Annotated in this window: 4 protein-coding genes and 1 pseudogene; 3 read left to right on the top strand and 2 right to left on the bottom strand. The window is 70.9% G+C overall.

Annotation, left to right across the window (positions count from 1 at the left end; translation table 11 throughout):
- Window positions 1–97: pseudogene (locus STRIP9103_RS49445) on the top strand (hemerythrin domain-containing protein); the annotation flags it as partial.
- 45 nt (window positions 98–142) lie between these two features.
- On the opposite strand, the gene STRIP9103_RS52930 reads toward STRIP9103_RS49445, so the two are convergent.
- Both STRIP9103_RS52930 and STRIP9103_RS38795 read right to left on the bottom strand, forming a co-directional pair.
- Window positions 143–265 carry a hypothetical protein gene (locus STRIP9103_RS52930; protein ID WP_009336586.1) on the bottom strand — a complete coding sequence of 41 codons (123 nt, stop codon included), beginning with the start codon at window positions 263–265 and terminating at the stop codon, window positions 143–145.
- A 44-nt stretch (window positions 266–309) separates the two neighbouring features.
- Window positions 310–2,394: a PhoX family protein gene (locus STRIP9103_RS38795; RefSeq protein WP_009336579.1), complete on the bottom strand. Its 2,085-nt coding sequence runs from the start codon at window positions 2,392–2,394 to the stop codon at window positions 310–312.
- Window positions 2,395–3,947: 1,553 nt separating this feature from the next.
- On the opposite strand from STRIP9103_RS38795, the gene STRIP9103_RS53800 reads away from it, so the two are divergent.
- Window positions 3,948–5,396, top strand: coding sequence for a VWA domain-containing protein (locus tag STRIP9103_RS53800; protein WP_459170922.1), 1,449 nt, complete (start codon window positions 3,948–3,950; stop codon window positions 5,394–5,396).
- Window positions 5,397–5,577: 181 nt separating this feature from the next.
- On the top strand, window positions 5,578–7,296 hold the full coding sequence (metG, locus tag STRIP9103_RS38785) for a methionine--tRNA ligase (RefSeq protein WP_009336537.1): 1,719 nt from the start codon (window positions 5,578–5,580) through the stop codon (window positions 7,294–7,296).
- Window positions 7,297–7,343: the final 47 nt, after the last annotated feature.

Here is a 7,343-nt window from a genome sequence, read left to right as displayed (position 1 = left end):
ACCGGACAAGCCCCCGGCCAACAAGCTGCTGGCCCCCGGCGCCGGCCTGGTCGACCGCCTCCGCGACGCGCTCACCGGACGGGGCAAGTCCAGCTGAGGAGGTGCCCGCCCGGGTCGGCGACGTGGTGCGGCGCGGGCGGGTTCACGCCCGGGTGGGCGGCGGAGGGGGATGAGGGGCGTCGAGCAATGTGTAGCCGAAGCCCGCCGTGATCGCGAGACCTCCGGTCCAGGCGCCCAGGGCGTTGCCGATGTTGGACGCGGACACGTTGGCGCCGGCCGCCCCGCACTCTCATGTGGTGCTGTCCGGGATCAGACGCCGATGTCGCAGCCGTCCGCGCGCCAGACCGCGACGACCGCCGGGCGGACGATCTTGCCGGGGCCGTCGGGCCAGGTGCTCTTCGGGTTCTCGACGGAGGCGCCGTCGAGCTCGCCCGGGTGCTGCACGGCGACGAGGACGCGGCGGTCCTGAACGATCGGGCCGCAGGTCTCGGCGCCGCTCGGGACGGTCAGGAACTGCTTCAGCTCACCGCGCCGGTCACCCTTGGTCGCCACGCCGAACAGACCGTCGTGCGAGCCGAGCTGGTTGCCGTCGGTGGAGATCCACAGGTTGCCGTACGGGTCGAAGGCGACGTTGTCCGGGCAGGAGATCGGGCTGACGTCGTCCTTCGGGAAGCCGGCGAAGTAGGTCGCCGGGTCGTCGGGGTCGCCCGCGACGAGGAAGAGCAGCCAGGCGAACTTGGTGCTCTCCGGCCGGTTCCAGCGCTCGGTGAGCTCCAGGACGTGGCCGTGCTTGTTGGTGTTGCGCGGGTTGGCCTCGTCCGCCTTGGCGTTCGTACCGACACCGCGGTTGGAGTTGTTGGTGAGGGCGACGTAGACCTTGCCGGAGACCGGGTTGGGCTCGATGTCCTCGGGACGGTCCATCTTCGTCGCGCCGACCTTGTCACCGGCGAGGCGGGTGAAGACGAAGACCTCGTCGGCGGTCATGCCCTCGACATGCGAGACCGCGCCCTTGGCGGTGGCGGTGGCCAGCGGGATCCACTCGCCGCTGCCGTCGAACTCGCCGTCGCTCGGCAGCTTGCCCGTGCCGTCGATCTCGATCGCCGGGGAGTCGCCGGTCAGCTTGGCGACGTAGAGGGTGCCCTCGTCGAGGAGCGAGAGGTTGTGCTCGCGGACGGCGCGGCTCGACCCCTTCTTCATCCGCTTGCTGCTGACGAACTTGTAGAAGTAGTCGAAGCGCTCGTCGTCACCGGAGTAGACGACGGGACGGCCGTCGGAGGTCAGCCGGATGGTCGCGGCCTCGTGCTTGAAGCGGCCGAGGGCGGTGTGCTTGCGGGGAGTGGAGGCCGGGTCGTACGGGTCGAACTCGACGACGTACCCGAAGCGGTGCACCTCGTTCGGCTCCTGGGCGACGTCGAACCGCTTGTCGAACCGCTCCCACTTGCGCTCGGTGGCGCCGGTGCCGATGCCGTACCGCTTGTCGGTCGTACGGCTGCTGTTGGCGAAGTACTGGTTGAAGTTCTCCTCGCCGTGCAGCGTGGTGCCCCAGGGGGTGGTGCCGCCGGAGCAGTTGTTGAGGGTGCCGTAGACCTTGGTGCCGGTCGGGTCGGCGGAGGTCTTGAGGAGGTCCGAGCCGGCGGCGGGGCCGGTCAGCTTGAACTCGGTGGTGGCGGTGACGCGCCGGTTGAGGTGGTGCCGGGGCACGGCGGTGAGCTTGCCGGTGCGGCGGTCCTCCTCGACGACGACGGCGGAGAGGCCGTGGGCGGCCCACGCGACCTCGACCTGGTTGCGGGTCGGGTTGGCGGCGTCGTAGCCGCGGAACATCAGGACCTCGTCGGTGTACTCGTGGTTGGCGACGAGGAGCTTGCGGTGACGCTCGCCCGGGAGCGGGAGCAGCGCGAGGAAGTCGTTGTTGTACCCGAACTGGCCGGCCTGGGCGGCGGCCGTCTGGTTCTCCGGGTCGAAGGCCGGGGCACCGCGCAGGATGGGCTCGCCCCAGCGGATGACGACGTTCTGCCGGTAGCCGTCCGGGACGGTCACGGCGTCGGCGGTGTTGGGCGCGACGGCGGTGAAGCGGAGACCGCGGGCGGCCTTCTTCGTGGGCGTCTTGTAGTTCTTCGAGGAGGCAGCGGCGCCGGTGGTGGCCGTGGTGGCGTTGGTGGCCGCGGCGGCGGGCATGGCCGTCCCGAAGGTCGTCGCGGCCCCGGCCACGGAGACGACGGCGGCGGCTCTCATCACCGAGCGGCGGCTGAGCGCGCTCGCGATGACATCACCCACGTATTCGTTGGTGCTGGTGTTCGGGACCTCGTGGAAGCAGGCGTCACCACAACGGAACCGACAGGTCATGGCGGAACGGCCGCCGGAATGCGAGCCGATCATGGGCAGCAGCTTGCGCACAGCGCGCTCCTTGCTCGTTATATATGTCTTTTTGGTGTGAGCGCGACGTTAGGGGCGCGTGCGTTCGAAAACACGGCCGGAAGGTGAACACGCGGTGAACCTGCGGCAGTTGAGGCGACCTTGACAGCGCCGACCGCCGGGGATAGGGAAAGCCCCCCCGCCCCACCCCAAGATCACCACCCACGGCCGTTAACCTTACGTGTCCGTCCTGGCCAGGGATTGACGGGCTTCAACTCACGCGAAGGGTTGCGCACGTGACTCCACCCACGCGTAGCCGCGCGGGCTTCCTGCGTCGTCGCCTGTGCGGCACGTCACCTGACGCCGTTCTCCTTCGCGGTGTGCCCACCGGCCGGGCAGGCGCGGGGCAGGAACGTGTCAGCGCGGATCTCCTCCGCCCCTTCCCCTCCCCGTCCGCCTCTCCTGCCGCTCTCCCCGCCGCTCTGCCAGTACCTTCAGCGCCACGATCTCCCACCGCCGGTCCCTCCGAGCACCGGGCGGCGGCACTTCGGGCACCACACCACGAGGGCTCCGAGGTCTCACACGTCACCGGAGACCCGGCGTACCTTCCTGGGCACAACCACTCGGCAACTGTACATACGACACGTGACTGACAGAGCACACATGGTGACAACCCCTGAAGCCCGGTCGGAGTGCCGCTCCGCGCCGCAGAGCTGGACTCGACTTCCTCACCGGCCGCGTCCGGTGATCCCCTCGAAAGGACACTGATGGGCATTCTTTCTCGTCTGCGGAACGCGTTCGGCCGCTCCCGCAAGGGACACGACGCGGTTCCTTCGCAGGAAGCCACGCCGGTTTCCTCGCCGGAGGCCGAGCCGAAGGTTCCGGCCCCGGCGAGCGAGCCGACGACCACCGCCGAGGCGGAGCCGACGGGCTCGGTGCCCACCCCCGCGACCGAGCCCGCCCCGTCCGTCGCCGACGAACTCGTCTCCGCGGCGTTCGACAACGTGACCGTGCCGAAGCCGAGGGGTGAGGAGCCGGGGGAGACCCGGGCGGCTGCGCCGGAGCCGACCGTGGCCGCCGAGCCGGAGGTCGCGGCTGCCGCCACCGAGGAGGAGGAGCCTGCCTCCTCCTCGGCGGCGGAGCCCGAGGTGAAGGCCGAGGCCGAGACGGTCACGGAGACCGAGCCTGCGGCGCCCGAGGTTGAGGCGGAGAAGGCCGAGGCTGCGGCGAAGCCGACGGCGGCTGCCGAGCCGAAGGCTGCCGCTGCCGCCGAGGAGGAGCCCGGCACGCCCGAGCCCGAGCCGGTGGCGGAGACCGAAGCCGAGCCTGCGGCGCCCAATGCCGAGGTAGAGGGGGAGACTGCCGAGGCCGAAGCTGCGGCGCCCGAGACCGAGGTGGCGGCGGAGAAGGCCGAGGCCGAGCAGGTTGTCGAGGCGGGGCCCGAAGGCGTTGCGGAAGTCGAGGCGGAGCCGGTGGCCGCGAAGGGGGCCGAGCTGAGTGGCGGCTCCGAGTCCGCGTCCGCCGACGGGGACGTGGAGACGCCGGAGACCGGCGCGGACGAGCCCGGGACGAGCGCCGGGGCCGAGTCCGCCGCCGTGGTCGAGGCTGAGCCGGACGCCGAGCCCGCTGTCGTGAACGCGGAGACGGAGAGCCCGGCGGAGCCTGCCGCCGAGGCCGAGGCCGAGGCCGCGGAGCCGGTCGCCGTGGCCGACACCGAGCCCGTCGACGAGCCGGAGGCGGCAGTCGCTTCCGAGCCGGAGGCCGCGGTTGCCCCCGAGTCCGAGGCCGACCCCGAGCCGCAGGTTCGGTCGGAGCCCGAGGCCGCGGAGGCGCCGGCGCCGGAGCCCACGGCTGTGGAAGAGCCCGAGACCGTGGAGGCACCGGAACCCACGGCCGTCAAGGCGCCGGACACCGCACCGGAACCCACGGCTGTGGAAGAGCCCGAGGCCGTGGAGGCACCGGAGCCCGAGCCCACGGCCGCCAAGGAGCCGGACACCGTACCGGAGCCCGAGCCCACGGCTGCCGAGGAGCCGGAGCCCGCAGCTGCCACGGAGCCGGACACCGCACCGGAACCCGTAGCCGCGGCTGCGGAGACCCCCGCGTCCACGGAGGCGGTCGCACCCGCCGAGGTTCCCGTACCCGAGGAGATCACCGCCCCTGCGGAGACCTCCGAACCCGCAGTGACCCCCGAGCCTGCGGAGGCCCCCGTGCCCGTGGCAGCCTCCGAATCTGCGGAAACCCCCCGCGCGACCGAGCCCACGGAGCCCACCGAGCCGTCCGAGTCCACCGAATCCGCCCCCTCCCCCGAACCCGCAGTCGCCGACGGTGAGGATGCCCCGCTGGTGGCACCCACCCCCGTCGGTGAAAGCCCCGCGGGTGGGCAGGCCGTTGACGTGGAGCGGGTTCGGGCCGACGCCCCCGGCCTCGTCACCGCGTACGACGCCGCCCGTGCCGTGCTGGAGAAGCAGGGCCTCGTCGGGGCCCGTGCGAAGGTGTACCTGGTTCTCGACCGCTCCGCGTCGATGCGGCCGTACTACAAGGACGGTTCCGCTCAGGCGCTCGGTGAGCAGACGCTCGCCCTCGCGGCCCATCTGGACCCGGCGGCGACCGTACCCGTCGTCTTCTTCTCGACCGAGCTCGACGGCACCGGAGAGCTCACCCTCGCCGGGTACGAGAACAAGGTCGACGAGCTGCACAACGGCCTGGGCCGCATGGGCCGTACCAGCTACCACGTGGCCGTGGAGGAGGTCCTCGCCCAGCACCAGAAGTCGGCCGACCCCAAGGCCCCGGCCCTGGTCGTCTTCCAGACGGACGGCGCCCCGGACGCGAAGACCCCGGCCACCCAGGCGCTGACGGACGCCGCGAAGAACCACCCGGCCGTCCACTTCGCCTTCGTCGCCTTCGGTGACCCGGAGAACAAGGCCTTCGACTACCTCCGCAAGCTCAAGACGGGCAACGCCTCCCACTTCCTCGCCGGCGAGAGCCCGCGCGAGCTGACGGACGCCGAGGTGTACGAGGGCATCCTGGCCGGCTGGCGCCCGTAGCGCCGGAGCCCGCCCGGCGCTCCGGCCCCGCACCCGGCCCGCCCACCACCGTGCCGCCCGCTTCTCACACCTGAAAACGAGAAGCGGGCGGCACACCCATGTCGGCTACGATTTCAAAGTTCCGTAGACGACCCGAATTCCACGATCGTCACCCCTTGTAACGACCTGGGAGCAGCCCGCGATGGCTCGACACCTCATCACCAGCGCCCTTCCGTACATCAACGGGATCAAGCACCTGGGCAACATGGTGGGGTCCATGCTCCCGGCGGACGTGTACTCGCGGTACCTGCGCCAGCGCGGCCACGATGTGCTGTACATCTGTGCGACGGACGAGCACGGCACCCCGGCGGAGCTGGCGGCGAAGGAGCAGGGGCTGCCGGTGGACGAGTTCTGCGCGCAGGCCCACGACGCGCAGAAGGCCGTCTACGACGGCTTCGCCCTCGCCTTCGACTACTTCGGCCGGAGCTCCAGCCCGCAGAACGTCGAGATCACCCAGCACTTCGCCCGCAGGCTCAAGGAGAACGGGTTCATCGAGGAGCGCGCCATCCGTCAGGTGTACTCGCCTGCCGACGGACGCTTCCTCCCGGACCGTTACGTCGAGGGCACCTGCCCGCACTGCGGCTACGACAAGGCCCGTGGCGACCAGTGCGAGAACTGCACCCGCGTCCTCGACCCGACCGACCTGATCAACCCGCGTTCGGCGATCTCCGGCTCCACCGACCTGGAGGTCCGCGAGACCAAGCACCTCTTCCTGCTGCAGTCCAAGCTCCAGCACGAGGTCGAGGCGTGGGTCGCGGCGCACGAGCACCAGTGGCCGCAGCTGGCGTCGTCCATCGCCCGCAAGTGGCTGACCGAGGGCCTGCACGACCGCGCGATCACCCGTGACCTGGACTGGGGCGTCCCCGTCCCCGCCGACACCTGGCCGGAGCTGGCCGCCGAGGGCAAGGTCTTCTACGTCTGGTTCGACGCCCCGATCGAGTACATCGGCGCCACGAAGGAGTGGTCGGACCAGGACCCGGAGAACCGCGACTGGAAGTCCTGGTGGTACGACGTCGACACCGACGTCCGCTACACGGAGTTCATGGCCAAGGACAACGTCCCCTTCCACACCGTCATGTTCCCGGCCACCGAGCTGGGCATCCGCGAGCCGTGGAAGAAGGTCGACGTCGTCAAGGCCTTCAACTGGCTGACGTACTACGGCGGCAAGTTCTCGACCTCGCAGAAGCGCGGCGTCTTCACCGACCAGGCCCTCGACATCCTGCCCGCCGACTACTGGCGGTACTTCCTCATCGCCAACGCCCCGGAGTCGGACGACTCGTCCTTCACCTGGGAGCACTTCACCGCCACGGTCAACAAGGACCTCGCCGACACCCTCGGCAACTTCGTCAACCGTGTCCTGTCCTTCTCCCGCAAGCGCTTCGGCGACGAGGTGCCCGCGGGCGCGGCGGCCGGTGAGGCGGAGGTCCGCCTGGGTGACGAGATCGCGCGTCTCCTCGCCGAGTACGAGGAGCACATGGAGGCCCTCCAGTTCCGCAAGGCCGCCGCCGCGCTGCGCGCCCTGTGGTCGGCGGGCAACTCCTACCTGGAGGAGAAGGCCCCCTGGCTGGAGATCAAGACCGACCAGGACGCCGCCGCCCTCACCCTCCGTACGGCGATGAACCTCATCCACCTCTACTCGGTGGTCTCCGAGCCGTTCATCCCCACGTCGTCGGCCGCCATGCGCGGCGCCTTCGCCCTGAAGGACGACACCGCCACCTGGGTCACCGCCGACCAGGCCAGGTCCCTGGACTCCGTCCCGGCCGGTACGCCCTTCACCGTCCCGCCCGTCCTCTTCGCCAAGCTCACGGAGGACGACCTGGTGGCGTACAAGGAGCGCTTCGGCGGCGAGCCGACGCTGTAACCAGCAGTAGCGCGCACACGACCCGTGCGCGCGACCCGTGCACGCAC

Origin of the sequence: Streptomyces ipomoeae 91-03 (genome assembly GCF_000317595.1) — a bacterium.
Taxonomy (GTDB): domain Bacteria; phylum Actinomycetota; class Actinomycetes; order Streptomycetales; family Streptomycetaceae; genus Streptomyces; species Streptomyces ipomoeae.
Note: the sequence above shows the minus strand (reverse complement) of the source record. Positions and strands in the feature narration are given on the sequence as shown.

What these genes read in the sequence shown, in the direction of transcription:
- metG (WP_009336537.1), top strand. Translation starts at nt 5,578, where the DNA reads ATGGCTCGACACCTCATCACCAGCGCCCTTCCGTACATCAACGGGATC.